This is a genomic window from Paenibacillus sp. BC26, from assembly GCF_900116125.1.
GTDB lineage: Bacteria > Bacillota > Bacilli > Paenibacillales > Paenibacillaceae > Paenibacillus_Z > Paenibacillus_Z lignilyticus.
In genome coordinates this window covers 194,114-212,404 of record NZ_FPAD01000006.1, presented here as the reverse complement: position 1 = coordinate 212,404, position 18,291 = coordinate 194,114, and the positions used below count along the sequence as shown (strand labels likewise).

Below are 18,291 nucleotides of genomic sequence, written 5' to 3'. Positions count from 1 at the left end.
TTGAATGATGGAACAGAGAAGTCGGTTAGGTGTACTGGGCGGAATGGGGCCGAAGGCGACGAGCGTATTTATCGATCAAATTATCGAGAGTACGGTTGCAGACAGAGATCAGGATCATATCGATATGGTTATACTCAATCATGCTTCGCTTCCGGATCGAACTCATGTCATTCTTGAAAATAGTCCCGAAGAGTTTCTGCGCGAGATTGAGAAGGATATCCGGCTGCTGGAGTATGCCGAGGTATCCAATATCGCAATTCCGTGCAACACGGCGCATTACTACGTCAACGAGCTGCAGGGGATGACGCGGATTCCGATCATCAACATGGTGGAGGAGTCGATCAAGGTCATCCACGAGGCTTATGGCGATGGCTGTAAGGTCGGCATTCTCGCGACGAACGGGACGCTGCACAGCGGCATCTACAGCGAATCCGCGCTTAAGCATAAGCTCGTGCCGCATCTGCCGTCAGATGCGATGCAGCAGCAAATTATGAATATGATCTACAAGGATATCAAACGCGGCGTGCAAATCGACCCGCAGGAGCTTGAGGATATCATTCATCAGTTGATTACGGAAGATGGATGTCAGTGCATCATTATCGCATGCACGGAGCTGTCCATTGTTCCTCTTAGTGAAGGAACGAAGCAGCACTGCGTCGATGCGATGGATGTGCTGGTGAAACGGTCCATTGAGCTGTCGCTGTAATAAGAAATAGAAAAACCGTCAGAACTCAAGGGTCCTGACGGTTTTTGTTTATTTGCCTGCAGCAACGGATACTGTGGCATCCTTGCTTGTATCGGTGTACTTGCGAATAATCGATACTTCAACGCGGCGGTTCTTGGCGCGACCAACGTTGGAGTTGTTCTGCGCTATCGGGCGATACTCGCCGAAGCCGATCGTGCTGAACAGATGCGGATCCAGCTTCTTATTCTGCAGCAGGATGTCCATGAAACGGATCGCCCGCATGGAGCTTAGCTCCCAGTTGGATTCGAATTCTTTGTTATTGATCGGTACATTATCGGTATGGCCGGATACTTTCACTTCATAATCCGGGTACTTCTGCAGCATGCTGGAGATTTCGACGGCCAGCTTGCGCGATTCCGGCTTCACCTTCGCGCTGCCCGGCGCGAACAAGGAGCTGTCGGAGATCGTAATGGTCAGCTGCGATTGGTTGAGCTTCGTATTCAGCTGTGTAGTCAGACCGTTCGTCTTAATGTACTGGTCGACTTGTTTCTTGAGCTTCTCGAGGTCTTCTTGTTCTTTCTGCTTCAGAGCCTCGATGTCTTTCTTCTGCATGTCTTGGTTAGCTTCGCGGCGTCTGGTTTCGGTTGCATCTTCAAACTGATGGGCGTTGCTGATGACCGCGGATTGCTCCAATACGCCGATACCGCTGCTGAATGCGATATTGAAAGCTTTGCTCATATCTTGAAATTTCTTCGAATCGGTCGAACTCATCGCATACAATACGATAAATAAGGCTAGTAATAGGGTAAGGAGATCGGCATATGGAATGAGCCAGGTTTCATCGGCATGTTCCTCGTGATGTTCACTTTTATGCTTTTTGCTCAACGGCCTCTGCTCCCTTCTGGCTCAGTTTGATCCGTTCAGTCGGTGTCAAGAAGACCGAGAGCTTCTGGTTAATCGCGATGGTGGAAACACCGGATTGAATGGACAGCAGGCCTTCAACCATCATAAGGCGCAGTTCAACCTCACGTTTGGAAAGACGTTTGAGCTTATTGGCAATGGGGTGCCACAATACGTAACCGGTGAATATACCTAGAAGAGTAGCAACGAAGGCGGCTGCGATCGCATGTGCGAGCTTCTCCATGTCGCTCATATCGGCCAGTGCCGCGATGAGGCCGATAACGGCGCCGAGTACCCCGAGCGTAGGTGCATACATGCCGGCTTGGGAGAAAATAAGAGCTCCCGCGCGGTGACGTTCTTCGGTTGCGGCAATGTCCTCGAGCAGGACATCGCGTACGAGGTCTTGGTCGTTACCGTCTATGATCATTCTCATGCCGTTGCGAAGGAACATATCTTGGATGTCGTCTACTTTCGACTCCAGCGCAAGAAGGCCCTCACGACGCGTGATTGTTGCCCATTCCATGAAGAGTGCGATTACTTCTTCACGCGGCAGCAGCTTCTGCACGGTGAAGATCATTTTGATCAGTTTCGGGAATTTCTTCAGTTCGTTCAGTGGGAAACCGATGAAGAGTGAGGCTGCGGTTCCGACGATGATAATCAAAAATGCAGCGGGGTTCATTAGGTTGTTGATCGGAGCACCCTTCAGCGTCATACCGACAAGAACGGCAATGAGGCCGAGCGCGATACCAATTACAGTAGATTTTTCCATGACACACCTCGTCTAATAAGATAATAAGGACATTGTAGACCGACGAATCGGTTATGCCCCAGAGAACGGGAGACAGCTTAAGACAATCTGATGTGTCAGACTGACAAAATAAATAGCATTTCGACAATTCTATCTCTATTTATTATCGTCAGAAAGAGCGCTCAGATTAGAGCAAAATGGATGTTTTAGCAGTTTTCATCCGATTTCGTGTAAAATGAAGACATAAGAGGCGAGAATAAGAGCTGAAAGCGGGGCAATTGGAAATGGGAGTTAAACATGCAAGGGAATACAGCGATATTCTGGGCGAGTTGGCTGAAGCGATGCATTCCATCGGGGACGGGTATCTGTTCTTCGAAATGGAGACGGCGGACTGGGAAGAGCTGGAGGAAGCGCAGCGGGTTGAATTGATGGAGGCGCTCGCGGATGACGTGTTCTACGCGCTTGGAGAGGAGCCCGTCCTTCATGTAGGCGGAGGGATCGTCGCGTACCGTCCGAAGCATCACATTATTGAAGTGTCCGTGGATCAGAAGGAAGTTCGGATTATCCGGTTAATCTAAGGCTAATTCAGGACTATAGGGGAGAGGTGCGCGCAATGGGTAAAATGGTGAAAATGCAAGCCGAAGCGGCTGACGAGGCCATCGCAGCACTCCCCGGCTGGTCGCGCCAGGATGAGAAGTGGATGCAAGGGAGCTACCGATTCGCTACGTTCGTCGAGGCGATTGCCTTTGTGGGGAAGGTTGCTGAAATCGCGGAGGCGATGAATCATCATCCGTTCATTGGCATTGACTACAAGAAAGTAACACTGCGTTTGACGACTTGGCATGCGGGGGGCTTGACGGAGCTCGATATGCAGTCGGCAGAGCGCTACAATGAGGTTTATCGGACGTCGATTCCCGGGAACGGGTAATCGGCGTTTTTTTCTGCCTGCAAGGCTCCCTATTATTGGGTCAACTGTAAGAGATGCGGTCGGCTACTTTACAAGCCCATGCGGCTACTTTACAATAGGTGAAACTGGTTATGTGAGAAAATATGACATCATATATCAAGATTCGAGGAGCTACGGTGATGGCGGAAGCGCAGCGCATGCAAGATGGCTTGCATGAGGATATATACAAGGATATGATCTGTCGGCTTGTTCCGTATTATCAGCCGATTCTCGCGCTTGATACGAGGCGGATTATGGGCTATGAAGCGCTTGGCCGTATTCGTGTGGGGGAAGGGGTACGGAGTGTAGGGCCTTTCTTCGCGGATAAAACGGTGCCGATGGCGGAGCAGATCAGGGTGGACCGCAACTTGCGGGAGCAGGCGCTGGCGAAGTTTGCGGCGAGCGATCCGGAGTATGGGAAGCTGTTCATCAATTTAAAGCCTTCATGGATCTATCAAACCTATGTGGCCACCGGCGAGCTTCCGACACTGCAGCTGCTTGATAAATATAAGATTGACCCGCGGCGGGTCGTCATTGAGATTACCGAAGAGTCGTTTCTGGGGCCGATGGAGCAGCTGCGCGCAGTGGTGGATTTGTACCGGGATTATGGCTGTCTCATTGCCATTGACGATGTGGGCAGCGGGTTTAGCAGCATTGACCGGATCGCGCAAATTCAGCCGCATATTCTGAAGATCGATATCCATATGCTGCAGAAAAGCGAGCGGCACAGCGGCTACTACGGCGTGATGCGCTCCTTCTCCACGCTAGCGGATCAAATCGGTGCCTCTTTGCTGGTGGAAGGCGTGGAAACCGAGCAAGACCTGCAGCGGGCAATCGAAATCGGCGCACGGTATGTGCAGGGGTATCTGTTCTCGCCTGCGGTGGCCACGTTCCGTCCGGCACTCTCGTTTGCAGGACTTCTGGAGGCGGGACTGGATCGGCGCCGGACACGAATGCTGCACGTAGAGCGGCACTGGAGTGCGGAAGCAGAACGGCTGCAGCTGGCGATTGATCAGGCGTGGAAGAGGAGAGTCGGGGAGCACGATAGCTGTAATGCGGGAGATGACTTCATTGAGGAGCTGCTGGAGGGTTTGGTCTTGGCAGACTCGCCATGCATTCGGTTATATCTGTGCAACAAAGACGGCATTCAAGTGAGCTCTAACTATCAACGTCTCAGCGATGGCGGGTGGAGTAAAGAGCCGCACTATCGCGGGCATAATTGGAGCTGGCGGCCTTATTTTATTCCATTATCCGCTCAGTTCGCAGACCGGCCTCAAGCCATGGTTTCGCAGACGTATACGGATCTCGATTCCTTCGACCGCATTCGCACCTTATCGGTGCCGGTTGGCGGCAGCTGTATTCTGTTTCTGGATGCAGCCGAGCTCGAGGGAGAACGCTAATAGAAAAGAGCCCACCCCGCGCATGAGGCGCTTGGGACGGGCTCTTATTTTGTCCATACGAATGTCCGCGTGGGAGCGGAAAGGGGGAGTTAGTCTTCTGCCGACACTTTGGAGAAGAAGGATAGGCTGTATAGGGCAGCTACCCCGACAACAATGTACACGATCTTCGCGCCTACGGAATCTGACCCGTCAAAAACTTCTGAAACGACATCATACTCAAATAGCCCCACTGCCAACCAATTCAGGCCGCCGAGAATTAGGACTAATAAGCTGACGATGTTCAAAACTTTCATTGGACCCGCCTCCTTTAAAAGTAATGACTCGTGACACTACTACGGATATGCGGGAGGGGGCGCTTTTAGCACGATAAAAAAGAAAGCGTTGCCCGCATGGGGTCGCGCCGTTGTGCAGATATGGGCGATTATGGCGCGTAACACATGCAGTGTACGTCGACCAATCCGGTCGCAGTTGGCTTGGCATAGGTGTCGGTAATAATAAATCCTGAGCGCTCGTAGGTCCGTATGGCCCGCGTGTTCCAGACATGCACTTCGAGGTCGATAATGTCGTTTGGTGCGCGGCGGATCGCCTCTGCAACTATGGCCTGTAAGAGCGGAAGACCGAGTCCCTGGCCGCATAGGTCGGGTCTTAAACCAAGGCCGATGCGCGTTACGCCCAGCAAAGGAAAGAACTGTGCGAAGCCGACTAAGCGGCCGTCGTCATGCGTCACCGCGGCGTACTGCTGCTCCCGGACATAGGCGTCGCCAAACTCGATGCCGAGCTGCTGCATGACTTCCCAGGTGGACCAATTGTAGAAATCGTAAGGCGGTTCATACCGCCAGGTGCTAAGCTCTTCGGCTAATGCGTCGGATAGCGGCACGACGGTGAAGTGGGATTTTGCAGGCAGGGCTTGGTCAGCGGAAACGTTCATATATAGGAACTCCTTGTGGCGGAATATTCACGGATTGTAAACCTCTTTATCGTATCAGAATTGATCAAGCGGTGGAAGCGGGAGTGGAATGATGTATAATTTAAGTAACGGAAACTAATTGAAGAGAATAAGGAAGGCGGCTAATAGGATGAAAAATATCGTATCGCTCAAATGGTTGCTCGCTCGTATGTATGAATCGGATATCGTGATCGTCGACTGCCGCTTCCAGCTGGGCAAGCCGGAGTCCGGCCGTGAGGCTTATAACGAATCGCATATCCCAGGCGCGGTGTATCTGGATTTGGAGAAGGATCTGTCTTCGGCCATTACGGAGCATGGCGGTCGCCATCCGCTGCCGGATATCGCGGAGCTGACAGGCACGCTAAGCCGAGCCGGCATTGGCAATGCTTCGCGCGTTATTGCGTATGACGATCAAGGTGGAGTCATGGCATCGCGTCTATGGTGGCTGCTGAAGTATCTGGGCCATGAGCAGGTTTTTGTGCTGGATGAAGGCTTCGCCGCTTGGCAGAAGGCAGGTTTCCCTGTGTCGGCGGACCAGAAGGTGCTCATCCCGAGCCCTTTCTTCGCGACGGTGCAGCATAACATGCTTGTTGAGGTCGACGAGGTGCAGGAGAAGCTGGGCAAATCCGGCGTGACGCTTATCGATTCGCGCGAAGCGGCGCGTTATCGCGGCGAGGTTGAGCCGATCGACCGCGTGGCCGGCCATATCCCGGGCGCGATGAACCGCTTCTGGGCGGAAGGCCGCGGTGCGGACGGGCAGTGGAAGAGCGCCGAGGAACAGGCGGCGAGATTCGAAGGACTGGCGAAGGACGGCGAGACGATCGTGTACTGCGGCTCGGGTGTGACGGCTTGTCCGAACGTGCTGGCGCTGCAGGAAGCGGGCTTTACGAATGTAAGGCTGTATGCGGGGAGCTGGAGTGATTGGATTACGTATGAGGGGAATCCGGTGGCGGTTGGGGACGAAGACACGTCGAAAGAGGTAAAATAGTATATCGACTTTGAATACAGAGCATGGTGAGCTAGACGCTGTGACTCTGTTTTTTTATGGCTAAAAGTCAACATGGATTCAACAATCCATCTCTGAAAGCGATTAAAGATAGGAGCGAACCCATTCATGCTTGTAATCCTACTTAGGGTAGAGAACACCTCTTTCAAGGTGGCTTAACGCGATTATTTTATAGCTATTTTAATAAAGTAGTCGACAGCAAATCAACAAATATGATATCTCCGTGTCTAATTCAACAATAAATCAACAATAGAAAGATTTAGTTCACGTTTGATCTTCATAAAGTCTTGGTTTTATTGCATCAAAAGAGGAAAAATGTAAACATTTGCCGAATTTATTCTCAGGACGATAAATATTACGATGCTGAGAGGATATTATGGATCTTGAAGAGGGACTAGTCTATTTACAAGAATTTATGCGAAAAAAACCAACATTGCTTGTCGGTACAGGACTATCTTTGTCTATGGGCTTACCAGGAATGAGTCAACTACTCGCACATTTGGAAGTAAGAATTCCTCAGTTATGTGACGGTAATGACGCTGCTTCTTCAGAATGGCATTCATGTCTTGAACTGATACATGAACATGGATTTGAAGAAGGTTTAAATAAAATAACTATTTGCGATGAATTGCTTGAATTTATTGTTAACGAAACAGCGGACTTAGTTCAAATTAAAGATCTCGAAGCACATTACTCTATTCCAAACCTACAATTAAGTGATTATCCATTTGCAAAATTACTTAAGCACCTTATTGATAGCCTTCCCCCAGATAGTCAAACATTAAATGTTATAACGCCCAATTACGATCATTTGGTAGAGTATGCTTGCGATTTAATTGATATAAATTGTTGTACCGGATTTAAGGGGAATTACTTGTTAAAATTCGATCAGGAAAATCTGAAATCTGAAACATACAAAGCACCCGTGTTTAATCATCGGGGAAATGTAAGATACAAAAGAGTTCCTCGTGTCAGATTATTAAAACCACATGGTTCTTTATACTGGCAAAGAATTAATGGGGTAACTTTTGAATCTCACCGGATGTTTAACGGTGCAAAGCGAGTCATCATTACACCTGGGAGTACAAAATTCAAGACGAGCTTAACTGACTCTATTATGAACTTCCATCGAGAGATAGCTAATGAATGTATTCGAGATTCAAACTCACTTTTAATCATAGGATACGGGTTTAATGATATGCACCTTCAAACGGTTCTTCATGAAAAACTAAAAGCCGGTGTAGAATGCCTTATCTTAACAAAATGGATATCTCCGACTGCCAAAGAACTTATTAAAGACTACAAACAGATAATTGCATTGGAAGAAGGAACGCATTTGAAAACTAAATGGTACTTTAATCAACAAGAGGGGATTTGGGACGATCCAATATGGAGCCTTGACCAATTTGTAAAGCGAGTCATATAAAGGAGGATGAGTATGTCAATTTTTCAATATGTTGAACATATGGCTATTGGTGAAGTAAGAGGAGTAGATACGTCCCAGATATTTATTAGAGTTACCTCATCTGAGAAATTATCACAAGCAAGAGTTGGCCGCTTAGTTGCGATTCAAGGACAAGATGCCAATGAGTGGGTTGTAGGACTCGTGAATAGAGTTTGGAGAGATCCTATCGAATATAAAATTCAAGAACAACAATCTGCAGAAATAGTTGCAGATCAAATTCCAAGTGAAATGAACACAATTCAAGTTACTTTAGTCGGGACATATCTTGCTCGATATGGTACAAAGTTTAATCACTTTACAAGAGCTATATTGAGCTTGCCTGATATCAATCGGCTAGTGTTTCCTTTAGAAGGAACATCGCTTGAAAAATTTATGAGCATTATTGGGAATGTAGAGAATGGAGAAGTTGTACAGCCTCTTGAAATTGGAGTTTATACTTTAGATCGTAAAGCAAAGACCTATCTAGATGCAGACAAGCTTTTTCAGAGGCATGCTGCATTGCTTGGAAGTACAGGATCAGGTAAATCTTGGTCAGTGGCTACTATACTTGAACAAGCAAGCAAACTTAATAATACAAATATAATCTTATTTGATTTACATGGTGAATATACTGAACTGCCATATACCCAGCAACTTAGAATCGCAGGGCCTGGCGACTTATCATCTCCAAATGAAAGTGTTCTATTCTTGCCATTTTGGCTAATGAATTATGAAGAGATTCAATCTTTAATGATTGACTCTTCAGAACAATCGGCACCAAACCAGGCAATGGCTGTACTCGAAACAATTACTGAAATTAAGAAACAGTATTTAACTTCTCAAAGCAAAAGCGATGTCCTTGATAGTTTTACTGTGAATAGTCCCATTCCATTCTATATGGAAGATATAATCAAATCATTGGAGCAAAAGAATTCTGAAGAAATTGATACAGGTGAAGTTTATAAAACTGGTGCCAATCAGGGACAACCAAAAACAAAACAAGGTCCCCTCCATGATAAATTAACCAGAATGCTAATAAGGCTTAAGAATAAAATTGAAGATAGACGTTATGGTTTCTTATTTCAAGCTTCAGAAAAATATTACGAATATGATTCGTTAGACGAAATTGCATATCAACTTATGGGTCACCCCGGTATTCAAGGTTATAAGAATTCGGGAATTAAAATAATTGATTTCTCAGAAGTCCCATCAGATATACTTCCGATAATTGTGAGTTTAGTGGCTAGGTTAGTTTATCAAATACAATTTTGGTTGGATCCTGGAAGCGATAATAAAGGAAGACATCCAATTTTACTTATATGTGACGAGGCACACTTATATTTGCCAAATGCACCGCAAAATTCAAACGAACGCAAATCACTTGAAAGTTTTGAAAGAATTGCAAAGGAGGGCCGTAAATATGGTGTTGGACTTTTTGTTGTAAGCCAACGTCCTTCAGATGTAAGTACTACAATTTTAAGTCAATGTAATAACATAATATCCTTGAGATTAACAAATGAAAGAGATAAATCTGTTGTTAAAAATCTATTGCCTGATACGCTAGGTGGGTTGTTGGACGTACTTCCTGGACTTGAGGTTGGTGAAGCTGTAGTTGTCGGCGACTCCACGTTACTCCCAACAAGAATAGTATTAAATAAACCTAAACATCCTCCTAAAAGCTCAACAATTGAATTCTGGTCTAGATGGAATAATAGCGGTGATAAAGTAAATCTTCTTCAAGCAGTTGAGAATTTAAGAAAGCAAAGTAGAAACTAAAGTATAAGTCATGTAGTTGAATGTACTTAGGGGGTACAGTAAAAGGTGCAGATAAAAAAGTTATGGATTGAGAAAATAGGTAGTTTGGATAATTTTTATTTAGAATTCCCTACACCGTCAGACTTTCATTTTGGGAATATGAAGCTTTCAATATTAGTTGGAGAAAATGGAACTGGAAAGACATCTATGCTCAAATTTTTATCTGAAGTTTTTATGGCTGACAATGTTAAAAATAAATTCCGGTCTTCTTATAATATTGATTATGAAATAAACAATAAGGTTAGTAGAATTTCTCCATTAAATCATAATGTTAGTTACTTGCCTTCAAAGATAATTGTTTCTTCATATTCAGCATTCGAGCCATTCAATCCTAAAGCTCCAAAAAACTCTTCAGAAGTTCAATATGTATATCTAGGCACTTTGGGTCAATTACCAATTGGTCTTCCCGGTCACATGGGACCTTTTGCTTCTCTTTCAAGTGTGTGTATTCCGATACTTGAAACGTTATTTCATAATGACCTAAGAAAATCAACTGCAATAAATGAACTGTTAAATGAAATAGGATATGTAGAGATGCCGCTTATCCAAATAAGCTTTATTCAATCAGAGAATTATTTATCTAGTAGACTCGATACCTTACGAAAAAATGGTATTACCGAAGATAAGATTGAGGAGATAAACTATTTCTTAAACAGACTTCACACTTTTCATCGTGATTTTTTAAATATTAAAAGAGTTGGCGGACGACATCTCATTGATCCTGAAAGCTTAAATCATTATTACGGAGGAGCTAAAGGTTGGTTATCAGATGTTAGACATTTGGCAAACTTACCTGGTGGAATAAACATAGTAAAATCATTGTCTTTTAGAAAAAACAACGAACTAGTGCCATTAAATAAATTAAGTTCAGGCGAATTGAGTATGTTTTTTAGATTTTTTAAGTTAATTGATGCCATTTCTGATGATGCACTTGTATTAATAGATGAACCAGAGACTCATTTGCATCCTAGATGGATTCAAAAATATCTAAGCATGATAAATTCTATTTTTGGGCAATATAAAGCACATTTTATTGTAGCAACACATTCTCCGCTGATTGCTGCAGATGTACCGAATGAATGTATTATTGGACTGCGTAAAAATACTCACGGAAAAGTTGTGCAATATCAAGTGCAAGAACGAACACTAGGTACGAGCCCTCAAGAAATTCTAAGAGAAGTATTTGGTTTAAGCAATCAGCATGGTGACTTCACAAACCATACAATCTCTCAAATAAATGAATTAATTGATATGGATAAGATAGAGCTTGCACAGGCACTATATAATTATTTAGGTGAATCAGATGAAAAATTCAATATATTTTTACGCCTAAAGAAAATTCGCGATAAGGTGAATAATAATGTGGAAAATTAATATTCGACCAGAAGTGATAGAGATTGGTAAGGGCATTGAGGAATTTATTAAAGATTTTTTTGAATGGGTAACAACCTCAAGTAGTGATTGTAGTTATGAAGATCTGGTTGAACAAGCTACTACGCGCGACAGTAAAATTAGTAGAGTTGCATCAAGCACGAAGCTTAAAGAGTTTTTGGCATTACTCACGATTTGTGCCGAAAAAAAAGATATAGATTCGTACTACAAATCATTAACTAGAAGTTACGAGGGTATGATTGATGGTGTCTTACCTGATGCACTAGAACTAACAAGTTCGAGTAGAGAGTTAGTTGATAAAATTTTTGGTTACTTTTATGAAAATCTTTTATGTTCTACTCATTTCCAAAGGGAATATATCCCCAAATACGTTGGTGCAGCAGATTTAAAGATTACTATTAGAGAGATATATGGAATGGCATATAAAATTTGCCCGTATTGTGATATTCAATGGATAGGAAATCTAGCACACAATTCAATTGATCATTTTTTTCCTAAATCCAAGTATCCTTTACTTTCAATTTTTATTTCAAATCTCATTGTTTCATGTACTGGATGTAATGACAGATTGAAAAAAGCAAATATGTTATTACCTACTTTCCACCCACATTTTCATCAAACAGCTGATTACTTTACGTTTAATTTTGATGAGAGTTGTTCATATATAAGCGTTGATTTAAATCCAGAACAATTAGATACCGATAAGAGAGTAGTCAATTATTTTGAATTATTTAATTTAACTAATCAATATTGTAGCATTGCGTATAAACTGAGAAATGAAAGGAGTGATATCAGGGAAAGCGTTAAGCGGCTATTTAGAGCGTATAACCCTTCTTCAGAAAAAAATAAGGTACTTAAAGATATATTGAATGACGAACTTAATCGCAGGTTAATCCAGGTTCAATATAAGAAGGGTGAGTTCGAACTAACAAAAGTTAAAAATGATTTCTATAAGTACTTACAAACGACTTCTTTTGAATTAGAGTATGAGTTTCTTATGGAGAATCTCAACATTGAGCGAGAACCATCTATTGTTAATAGATTTGAGACAATCCTACAATAAGAAATTCTGACTTTCTAGAAAACGAACCATAAGGCTAAGGTTTGATGTTCACCGCTGATCGGCAAATTGTGCCTGATGTATCGGCAGATCAAGTTTCAGATAGGTACTTCTGATGTGTCTCGATGTACTCTCTGAATGACTTCCGAAGGAAATCCGACAGCTGGAGTGATTGGATTAGTTATAGGGAGAATGTGGTAGCGGTTGGGGACGAAGAGGAACGGAACGATAGGAAGCAGTAATTGCTCAATGAATACATCGCCATGCGGCCCAAGTGCCCCGGCGATGTGTTTTTTATATCCGAAGTCAACAGGGAGTCAGCACTTGTTCTAAGAAGGTGCTTACACGACAAGTCAAATCGAGCGTGCGTTTTATTCCTCGCAATACGTTGAACAGATACACTAGGGCCAGGGAAGTCCACTGTAGTAGTGTTGCGATTCCCACATATACGTGAGTCAACAACTTAACCTAACATTGATGCGATTCAACGCGAAATCAACGTCCGTTTATTCTGTTGCGAAATGAGCAGGCAAACTATAGGCATCTCTTTCGGGAGGGATACCGTGGCTGTGGGGAATGAGAAGTAGTATGAGAGAATCGAAATCGAGCGCGGTGAGGTGCCACTACTCTATTTTTGTATATGCTGAAGTCAAGATGGAATAGGTGATGCCAAATCTTTTTGCCATTGTGATTGCTTTTCAGTGATCTCATTTAAGGAATCTTTCTTCATTGTCAATTGCCATACCTCCCTACCTGTGGTTTTACCGCTCTTTGCTCTCAAAGGGCCGGTAAACCCCTCACTACACAGACTGACAACGGGTAAGGATCTCGCTAAAATTTCCAATAGCAAATAACCGAGGCAGATATCGTTGGGTATCTGTCTCGGTTATTTTGAATCCAAATCAACAATGTAACCATTTTACTTCTATATGGATAATTCAATCCACCAACAGTATTTACGTTAGTATTTGTATTATTATTTGCGTTATTGATGACTATATTCGGAGTCTGAGTTGCGGCTACCTGCTGCTTTGCTTCATCAAATGCATTATTTACGTGTTCTCTACAGAAAAACTTTCCTTTGATGTCCACCATGCATTCCTTACAATGAAACTTACCGCAGTAGGTACAAGTTCCTATTGCTTGCTGATCTTCATGAATGAAACAATTCATCCAAAATTACATCCTTCCAGTATAAATATAGGTATAAAGTATTAACGTATACGGTTCGACAAAAATGTGGAAGTTCCTGCTTTATTCACATGAGTATAAATTTAACTTGTATAATAAACTCAACAAATACAAACACAAGGCCGAGTGCATTCTGATTGAGGAGTACTTCGGTCTATTTGACGAGAACAGCCTTTTATACCGTCAGCTAGCGCTGAGAATCGTATCACAAGTTTATTCTTCAGCTGGAGTGACTGGATTACGTATGAGGGGAATCCGATTGCTACGGGAGACGAAGAGAACCAAAAAGACGAATAGCAGTTCTTTATTGACGAATACACCGCAAAGTTGCCCAAAGGCTCTGGCGGTGTATTTTTTATGGCTTGAAGTCAACACGGAGTCAACAATCGTCTTATTGTGGGCGGGGACAGGTTTATACATAAACTTCGCTTTCTTGCGCAGCGGCAAGCTCGCGGGAGAACAGATCCTTCAACTCGTCTTCTCTTCCATAGAAGCATAGCGCATCCCCGGCTTTAAGCGGCGTGTCGTACCTGCTCTTGCGGAGCATATCTGCGCCTCTTCGGATATACAACAGGTTCAAATCGGCGTTCGGCTGAATGATTGCGCGCGCGATCGATCCGACGTAAGGGGAGTTGGCGCAAATGACGACCTCGGTGAAGACATCGAGGGAATCGCGAAATAGCACGTCTTTGATCGGAAAATCATGCAGCTCGTGCTGCACCTCCATCGAATCGCTTAGCTTAGAGGCTAAGTAACGATACGTTATCGGAGTGCGCAAGATGAGAAGCAGGAGAAGCAGCAATGCTGCAAAGAAGCCCATTTTCACAAGGTGAAACTTAGGCGCGATAATGCTTGCAATAGCGGATACGACGACGGCGAACGAGACGACTCCGAACAGAATTAGGAACATGCCGATTCGGCGACGTATGGGGTGATTGCTGATTAGCTCGGATTCTTTGGTCGTGTAGCCCGTACTTGTCAGCAAAGATATGACCTGAAAACGGGCAATGTCGCGATTTAACCCCGTGGCGCGCATTAGGATGGCGGAAATTTCAACGACGGCAAGGACGATGACGAAATAGACGAGAATGAAACCCAAGCGCGTTCCCTCCTAGTCTCACTAGCTATATTGCTTTCTTTTTACCCCGTATGCGAAGGATTAAAGCTTACAACCCTCTCCACTGAATAATTATTTTGTTGCATTTTCATGTATCCCGCTTTATACTACGTGATAATGAGAATCATTATCATACAAATGATGCGGGGAAGAGAGTGAAATTTTGAGTAAAGACGACCTAAGCAATCTCGCCATAGGCAAGCGCTACTATTTGTTCATTGTCCTTCTGTTCGTACTGATTGTGTTTTCCATCGTGTATTCGGTGTCCATTGGACAAGTGCACATTCCCTTCTTGCAGTCCAAAGAGATCGTGCTGCATTCATTGACCAATGGCATGTTCGGGTCGCTCGATAAGGTCGACAACGAATCCTTCACAAACATTATTCTGCAGGTGAGGATGCCCCGGGTGATCTATGCGCTGCTGATCGGCATAGGGCTATCGCTATGCGGAACGGTTATGCAGGCAGTGGTGCAAAATCCGTTAGCGGATCCCTACATCCTCGGGATTTCTTCCGGCGCATCGCTTGGCGCAACCTTCGCCATATTAGTAGGCTTTGGCAGCGGTGCTTTCTTTGGGCAGATGGGCGTCGCATTCGGTGCTTTTGCAGGCGCGATCATAACCTCGATTGCTGTGTTGCTATTATCAAGCATTGGAGGCAGGGCGACATCCGTGAAGCTTGTCTTATCCGGTGTCGTCATCGGCGCGTTATGCAGTTCATTCGCCAGTTTAATTATTTATTTCGCCAACAATGCGGAAGGGATCAAGACGATTACTTTCTGGTCAATGGGCAGTCTCGCCTCCTCAAGCTGGGATAGAGTGCCGATTATGGCTGTCGTGGTTTTGCTTGGAGCGGCGCTGTTTCTTTTCCAGCATCGCATATTGAATACGATGTTGCTGGGCGACGAATCGGCAGTGACATTAGGCATTAATTTAAGCGCATACCGTAAGTTCTACATGATTCTCATCGCACTAGTTACAGGCACCATGGTTGCCTATTCGGGAATGATCGGATTTGTCGGCTTGGTGATCCCGCATATTACGAGAGGGATATTGGGCACCGATCATAAGAGATTGATGCCCGGGACGTTGCTGCTGGGCGGGCTGTTCATGATATGGGCGGACATTGTGTCCAGAACGCTCATTCACAACGTTGAACTGCCGATCGGCATTATTACCTCCGTTATCGGATCTCCGCTGTTTATCTATATGATCGTCAAGAGAGGCTACAATTTTGGGGGGTAGGATATGGAACTGGTTGCCACCGGGATAGGAGTGCGTGTCGGCAAAAAAGAGATTGTAAGAGATGTCTCGGTCCAAGTGAAAAACAAGCAATTTGTGGGGCTTATTGGACCGAATGGCTGCGGGAAATCGACTTTGCTGAAAAGCATCTATAAAAGTCTTGCTCCCCAGAAAGGAGCAGTGTTTCTTGACGACATCGATGTGCTGAAAAGCTCAGAAAAAAAAGTGTCGCAAAGCTTGGGCGTTGTAGGTCAATTTAATGAAATCAGCTTTAATCTGACGGTGCAGCAAATGGTGATGCTGGGCAGAACGCCGCACAAAAAAATGCTGGAGTCCGATAATCAGAAGGATTATGCCATTGTGGAGAAGGCGTTGGCGAGAACGAATTTACTGGAATATAAGCATCGCGGCTATTTATCGTTATCCGGCGGGGAGAAGCAAAGGGTTATTCTGGCTAGAACGATTGCGCAACAGCCGAATTTTATGATTCTGGATGAGCCGACCAACCATCTGGATATCCGTTACCAAATCGAAATTTTATCGATCGTTAAGCAGTTGGACATCGGCGTCTTGGCAGCGCTCCATGATCTGGAGATGGCAGCCCATTACTGTGACTACGTGTACGCGATGAAAGACGGGGAAGTGTATGCGCACGGCACGCCTCGAGAAGTTTTGACATCAGCCACCATTGAAGCACTCTACCAAATCAAATGCCAAACCTACACAAATCCAGTTACCAACGGAATCGGATTTGCTTATGGCTTATAAGGAGAACATGATGAAAAAGACATTATTACTCGGTATTACTTTGACAATAGCGCTGGTACTAACCGGTTGCGGCAGCTCAAATTCCAATTCAAATTCCAATGTTAGTGCCGATGCCAATGGCAGTTCCGAGCCTTCGGAAACCGCCGAGACGCAAACGCAATATCCGCTGACGATTCAAAACTATTCCAGCGAAGATGAAGGAGTAACTTGGACGAAGAAGGATCAAGTATTCGCTAAAGCGCCCGAAAGAATTATGGCCAATACGCGTCCTGCGGCGGAACTGTTGCTCCATTTAGGATTGGGTGACAAGATCGTGGGGGTGGGGGCTAACTTCGGAGTACCCGACGCATCGGTAGAGACGGAATACTCGAAATTGAACATCTTAAGCAAAGATTATGTCGGTAAAGAAGTAACCCTGGGCACAAATCCGGATTTTGTATTCGGTCGAGGCGGCTTGTTCGCGAATCAGGACTGGGGAACAGGTACGGTTAATGTACTCAATGATATGAAGATCAATACTTATGTGCTTGAGTCATCGATTACAGCCGGTACTTACGATTCTATCTATAAGGATATCGCAAACGTCGGGAAAGTCTTCAATGTGAAGGATAAAGCGGATCAGTTCATTCAAGAACTGAAAGATAAGCAGGCTGCTATTAATGCCAAGTTGGAAGGCATTCAAGACCACAAAACGTTCGCTTATTTGCACACGAACGATCCTAAAGAGCTGTATGTGTATCCGGCAAGTAACGAATCCTTCTTTAACAATGCTTTTAGCATGATCAAGTTAGATAATGTATTCGTGAATGAAAAAGGAGACGTCAGCGTCGAAACGCTGATTGCTACAGATCCGGACATCTTGATCTTGCCTAAATGGGATGAGACGGATCTCAATAAAGTAAGAGAAGATATCTACGCCAACCCGAAATTATCGAGCATGAAAGCCATTAAGAATAAACAAATTTATATTGTAGATTATAACTATTTGTTCGGCTATAGCTACAATACGATTGATGGTATGGAGAAATTGGCCAAAGAGATCTACCCTGATTTGTTTAAATAGGTTTAGCAAAAAACTCAAGGGTGTCATGTGGCGGCCTTGAGTTTTTTTCATTGAACACATCACCCATTAAGCCGGATTAACCGCGAAAAGCGAATGAATATTGCCTTCGGGATCGGCGAAGAAGCAGGCTGTGTGTCCCCAAGGCTGGGGTGTCGGTTCGGTAATCGCCACGGCGCCTTTCGCGACGTATTGCTCGAACAGCTCATGCACGTCCTCGGGAGAATCGCACTCGAAATTGAGCTCGAAAGCTTGGCCTTGGCGATGGTTGAGGAAAGATGGATGGTTATTCGTGTTCTCCGCCATTAAAGACCTCGAGCAGAATGCAAGTCGAACGCCGTCGTTCACCAGCGCCACGTAATGTTCCTCTTCGACAGCCGCTTGAAATCCGATCACATTCTTATAGAAGCTTGCCAACGATGCGACATCATCGGCCAAAATCGTAATGCCCTCCAACTTGACTCTCAAAGCGCTAACCCCATTTCGCATAATATTAGAAAATTATACCTTATCTTAAATTGAGGCGGAAGCATTGCGAGCCTTTTCGCTTTGCTCGCAGGATGCAGGAGAGAA

General features: G+C 44.7%; 19 protein-coding genes. 12 read left to right on the top strand and 7 right to left on the bottom strand.

Features of this window, described 5'->3' with window-relative positions; all coding sequences use genetic code 11:
- The first annotated feature begins 4 nt into the window (after positions 1–4).
- Complete coding sequence (locus BM412_RS29450; RefSeq protein WP_256256654.1) at positions 5–706, top strand: cysteate racemase; 702 nt, start codon at positions 5–7, stop codon at positions 704–706.
- 48 nt (positions 707–754) lie between these two features.
- Here the strand turns inward: BM412_RS29450 and motB are convergent, their stop codons facing one another.
- Together motB and motA are read right to left on the bottom strand one after the other, a co-directional pair.
- Positions 755–1,570, bottom strand: a complete 816-nt coding sequence (motB, locus tag BM412_RS29445) for a flagellar motor protein MotB (protein WP_091225269.1) — start codon at positions 1,568–1,570, stop codon at positions 755–757.
- Positions 1,554–2,354 (bottom strand): flagellar motor stator protein MotA, encoded by an 801-nt coding sequence (gene motA / locus BM412_RS29440; RefSeq protein WP_091225268.1) that lies wholly within the window; start codon positions 2,352–2,354, stop codon positions 1,554–1,556. Before motA ends, motB begins: the two co-directional genes overlap by 17 nt.
- A 263-nt stretch (positions 2,355–2,617) precedes the next feature.
- On the opposite strand from motA, the gene BM412_RS29435 reads away from it, so the two are divergent.
- The 3 genes from BM412_RS29435 to BM412_RS29425 all read left to right on the top strand — a co-directional run bounded on the left by BM412_RS29435 (position 2,618) and on the right by BM412_RS29425 (position 4,679).
- Positions 2,618–2,911, top strand: a complete 294-nt coding sequence (locus BM412_RS29435) for a hypothetical protein (RefSeq protein WP_091225267.1) — start codon at positions 2,618–2,620, stop codon at positions 2,909–2,911.
- Between the two features lie 44 nt (positions 2,912–2,955).
- Entirely contained in the window at positions 2,956–3,261 is a 306-nt protein-coding gene (locus BM412_RS29430; RefSeq protein ID WP_091225308.1) for a 4a-hydroxytetrahydrobiopterin dehydratase, read from the top strand.
- Positions 3,262–3,419: 158 nt separating this feature from the next.
- On the top strand, positions 3,420–4,679 hold the full coding sequence (locus BM412_RS29425) for an EAL domain-containing protein (protein ID WP_256256653.1): 1,260 nt from the start codon (positions 3,420–3,422) through the stop codon (positions 4,677–4,679).
- Positions 4,680–4,768: 89 nt separating this feature from the next.
- On the opposite strand, the gene BM412_RS29420 is transcribed toward BM412_RS29425, so the two are convergent.
- Both BM412_RS29420 and BM412_RS29415 read right to left on the bottom strand, forming a co-directional pair.
- On the bottom strand, positions 4,769–4,972 hold the full coding sequence (locus BM412_RS29420) for a DUF378 domain-containing protein (protein WP_090983907.1): 204 nt from the start codon (positions 4,970–4,972) through the stop codon (positions 4,769–4,771).
- Between the two features lie 128 nt (positions 4,973–5,100).
- Positions 5,101–5,607, bottom strand: coding sequence for a GNAT family N-acetyltransferase (locus tag BM412_RS29415; RefSeq protein ID WP_091225266.1), 507 nt, complete (start codon positions 5,605–5,607; stop codon positions 5,101–5,103).
- A 148-nt stretch (positions 5,608–5,755) separates the two neighbouring features.
- Here BM412_RS29415 and BM412_RS29410 point away from each other — a divergent pair, with 148 nt between their 5' ends.
- The 5 genes from BM412_RS29410 (at position 5,756) to BM412_RS29390 (ending at position 12,345) form a co-directional block, all read left to right on the top strand.
- Positions 5,756–6,613, top strand: coding sequence for a sulfurtransferase (locus BM412_RS29410; protein WP_091225265.1), 858 nt, complete (start codon positions 5,756–5,758; stop codon positions 6,611–6,613).
- 394 nt (positions 6,614–7,007) lie between these two features.
- Positions 7,008–8,057 carry an SIR2 family protein gene (locus tag BM412_RS29405; RefSeq protein ID WP_091225264.1) on the top strand — a complete coding sequence of 350 codons (1,050 nt, stop codon included), beginning with the start codon at positions 7,008–7,010 and terminating at the stop codon, positions 8,055–8,057.
- 12 nt (positions 8,058–8,069) lie between these two features.
- On the top strand, positions 8,070–9,851 hold the full coding sequence (locus tag BM412_RS29400) for an ATP-binding protein (protein WP_091225263.1): 1,782 nt from the start codon (positions 8,070–8,072) through the stop codon (positions 9,849–9,851).
- 45 nt (positions 9,852–9,896) lie between these two features.
- The gene (locus tag BM412_RS29395) at positions 9,897–11,264 is read left to right on the top strand and encodes an ATP-binding protein (RefSeq protein WP_091225262.1); all 1,368 of its coding nucleotides are present in this window, start codon (positions 9,897–9,899) and stop codon (positions 11,262–11,264) included.
- Positions 11,251–12,345 (top strand): HNH endonuclease family protein, encoded by a 1,095-nt coding sequence (locus tag BM412_RS29390; protein ID WP_091225261.1) that lies wholly within the window; start codon positions 11,251–11,253, stop codon positions 12,343–12,345. Before BM412_RS29395 ends, BM412_RS29390 begins: the two co-directional genes overlap by 14 nt.
- An 828-nt stretch (positions 12,346–13,173) precedes the next feature.
- On the opposite strand, the gene BM412_RS29385 is transcribed toward BM412_RS29390, so the two are convergent.
- Both BM412_RS29385 and BM412_RS29380 read right to left on the bottom strand, forming a co-directional pair.
- Positions 13,174–13,515: a hypothetical protein gene (locus BM412_RS29385; RefSeq protein ID WP_091225260.1), complete on the bottom strand. Its 342-nt coding sequence runs from the start codon at positions 13,513–13,515 to the stop codon at positions 13,174–13,176.
- Positions 13,516–13,945: 430 nt separating this feature from the next.
- Positions 13,946–14,632 carry a TrkA C-terminal domain-containing protein gene (locus tag BM412_RS29380; protein ID WP_091225259.1) on the bottom strand — a complete coding sequence of 229 codons (687 nt, stop codon included), beginning with the start codon at positions 14,630–14,632 and terminating at the stop codon, positions 13,946–13,948.
- A 181-nt stretch (positions 14,633–14,813) separates the two neighbouring features.
- Here BM412_RS29380 and BM412_RS29375 point away from each other — a divergent pair, with 181 nt between their 5' ends.
- Genes BM412_RS29375 through BM412_RS29365 form a run of 3 tightly spaced genes read left to right on the top strand, consistent with a single transcriptional unit; the run spans position 14,814 to position 17,721 of the window.
- On the top strand, positions 14,814–15,893 hold the full coding sequence (locus BM412_RS29375; RefSeq protein WP_091225258.1) for a FecCD family ABC transporter permease: 1,080 nt from the start codon (positions 14,814–14,816) through the stop codon (positions 15,891–15,893).
- A 3-nt stretch (positions 15,894–15,896) separates the two neighbouring features.
- Positions 15,897–16,658, top strand: a complete 762-nt coding sequence (locus tag BM412_RS29370; protein WP_091225257.1) for an ABC transporter ATP-binding protein — start codon at positions 15,897–15,899, stop codon at positions 16,656–16,658.
- A 10-nt stretch (positions 16,659–16,668) separates the two neighbouring features.
- A complete protein-coding gene (locus tag BM412_RS29365) occupies positions 16,669–17,721 on the top strand; it encodes an ABC transporter substrate-binding protein (protein ID WP_091225256.1) in 1,053 nt (350 codons plus the stop codon).
- Positions 17,722–17,787: 66 nt separating this feature from the next.
- Here the strand turns inward: BM412_RS29365 and BM412_RS29360 are convergent, their stop codons facing one another.
- Positions 17,788–18,186, bottom strand: coding sequence for a VOC family protein (locus BM412_RS29360; protein ID WP_256256652.1), 399 nt, complete (start codon positions 18,184–18,186; stop codon positions 17,788–17,790).
- Positions 18,187–18,291: the final 105 nt, after the last annotated feature.

What these genes read in the sequence shown, in the direction of transcription:
- BM412_RS29390 (WP_091225261.1), top strand. Translation starts at nt 11,251, where the DNA reads ATGTGGAAAATTAATATTCGACCAGAAGTGATAGAGATTGGTAAGGGC.
- BM412_RS29425 (WP_256256653.1), top strand. Translation starts at nt 3,420, where the DNA reads ATGGCGGAAGCGCAGCGCATGCAAGATGGCTTGCATGAGGATATATAC.
- motA (WP_091225268.1), bottom strand. Translation starts at nt 2,354, where the DNA reads ATGGAAAAATCTACTGTAATTGGTATCGCGCTCGGCCTCATTGCCGTT.
- BM412_RS29420 (WP_090983907.1), bottom strand. Translation starts at nt 4,972, where the DNA reads ATGAAAGTTTTGAACATCGTCAGCTTATTAGTCCTAATTCTCGGCGGC.
- BM412_RS29430 (WP_091225308.1), top strand. Translation starts at nt 2,956, where the DNA reads ATGGTGAAAATGCAAGCCGAAGCGGCTGACGAGGCCATCGCAGCACTC.
- BM412_RS29405 (WP_091225264.1), top strand. Translation starts at nt 7,008, where the DNA reads ATGGATCTTGAAGAGGGACTAGTCTATTTACAAGAATTTATGCGAAAA.
- BM412_RS29415 (WP_091225266.1), bottom strand. Translation starts at nt 5,607, where the DNA reads ATGAACGTTTCCGCTGACCAAGCCCTGCCTGCAAAATCCCACTTCACC.
- BM412_RS29385 (WP_091225260.1), bottom strand. Translation starts at nt 13,515, where the DNA reads ATGAATTGTTTCATTCATGAAGATCAGCAAGCAATAGGAACTTGTACC.
- BM412_RS29370 (WP_091225257.1), top strand. Translation starts at nt 15,897, where the DNA reads ATGGAACTGGTTGCCACCGGGATAGGAGTGCGTGTCGGCAAAAAAGAG.
- BM412_RS29400 (WP_091225263.1), top strand. Translation starts at nt 8,070, where the DNA reads ATGTCAATTTTTCAATATGTTGAACATATGGCTATTGGTGAAGTAAGA.
- BM412_RS29450 (WP_256256654.1), top strand. Translation starts at nt 5, where the DNA reads ATGATGGAACAGAGAAGTCGGTTAGGTGTACTGGGCGGAATGGGGCCG.
- BM412_RS29435 (WP_091225267.1), top strand. Translation starts at nt 2,618, where the DNA reads ATGGGAGTTAAACATGCAAGGGAATACAGCGATATTCTGGGCGAGTTG.
- BM412_RS29410 (WP_091225265.1), top strand. Translation starts at nt 5,756, where the DNA reads ATGAAAAATATCGTATCGCTCAAATGGTTGCTCGCTCGTATGTATGAA.
- BM412_RS29365 (WP_091225256.1), top strand. Translation starts at nt 16,669, where the DNA reads ATGAAAAAGACATTATTACTCGGTATTACTTTGACAATAGCGCTGGTA.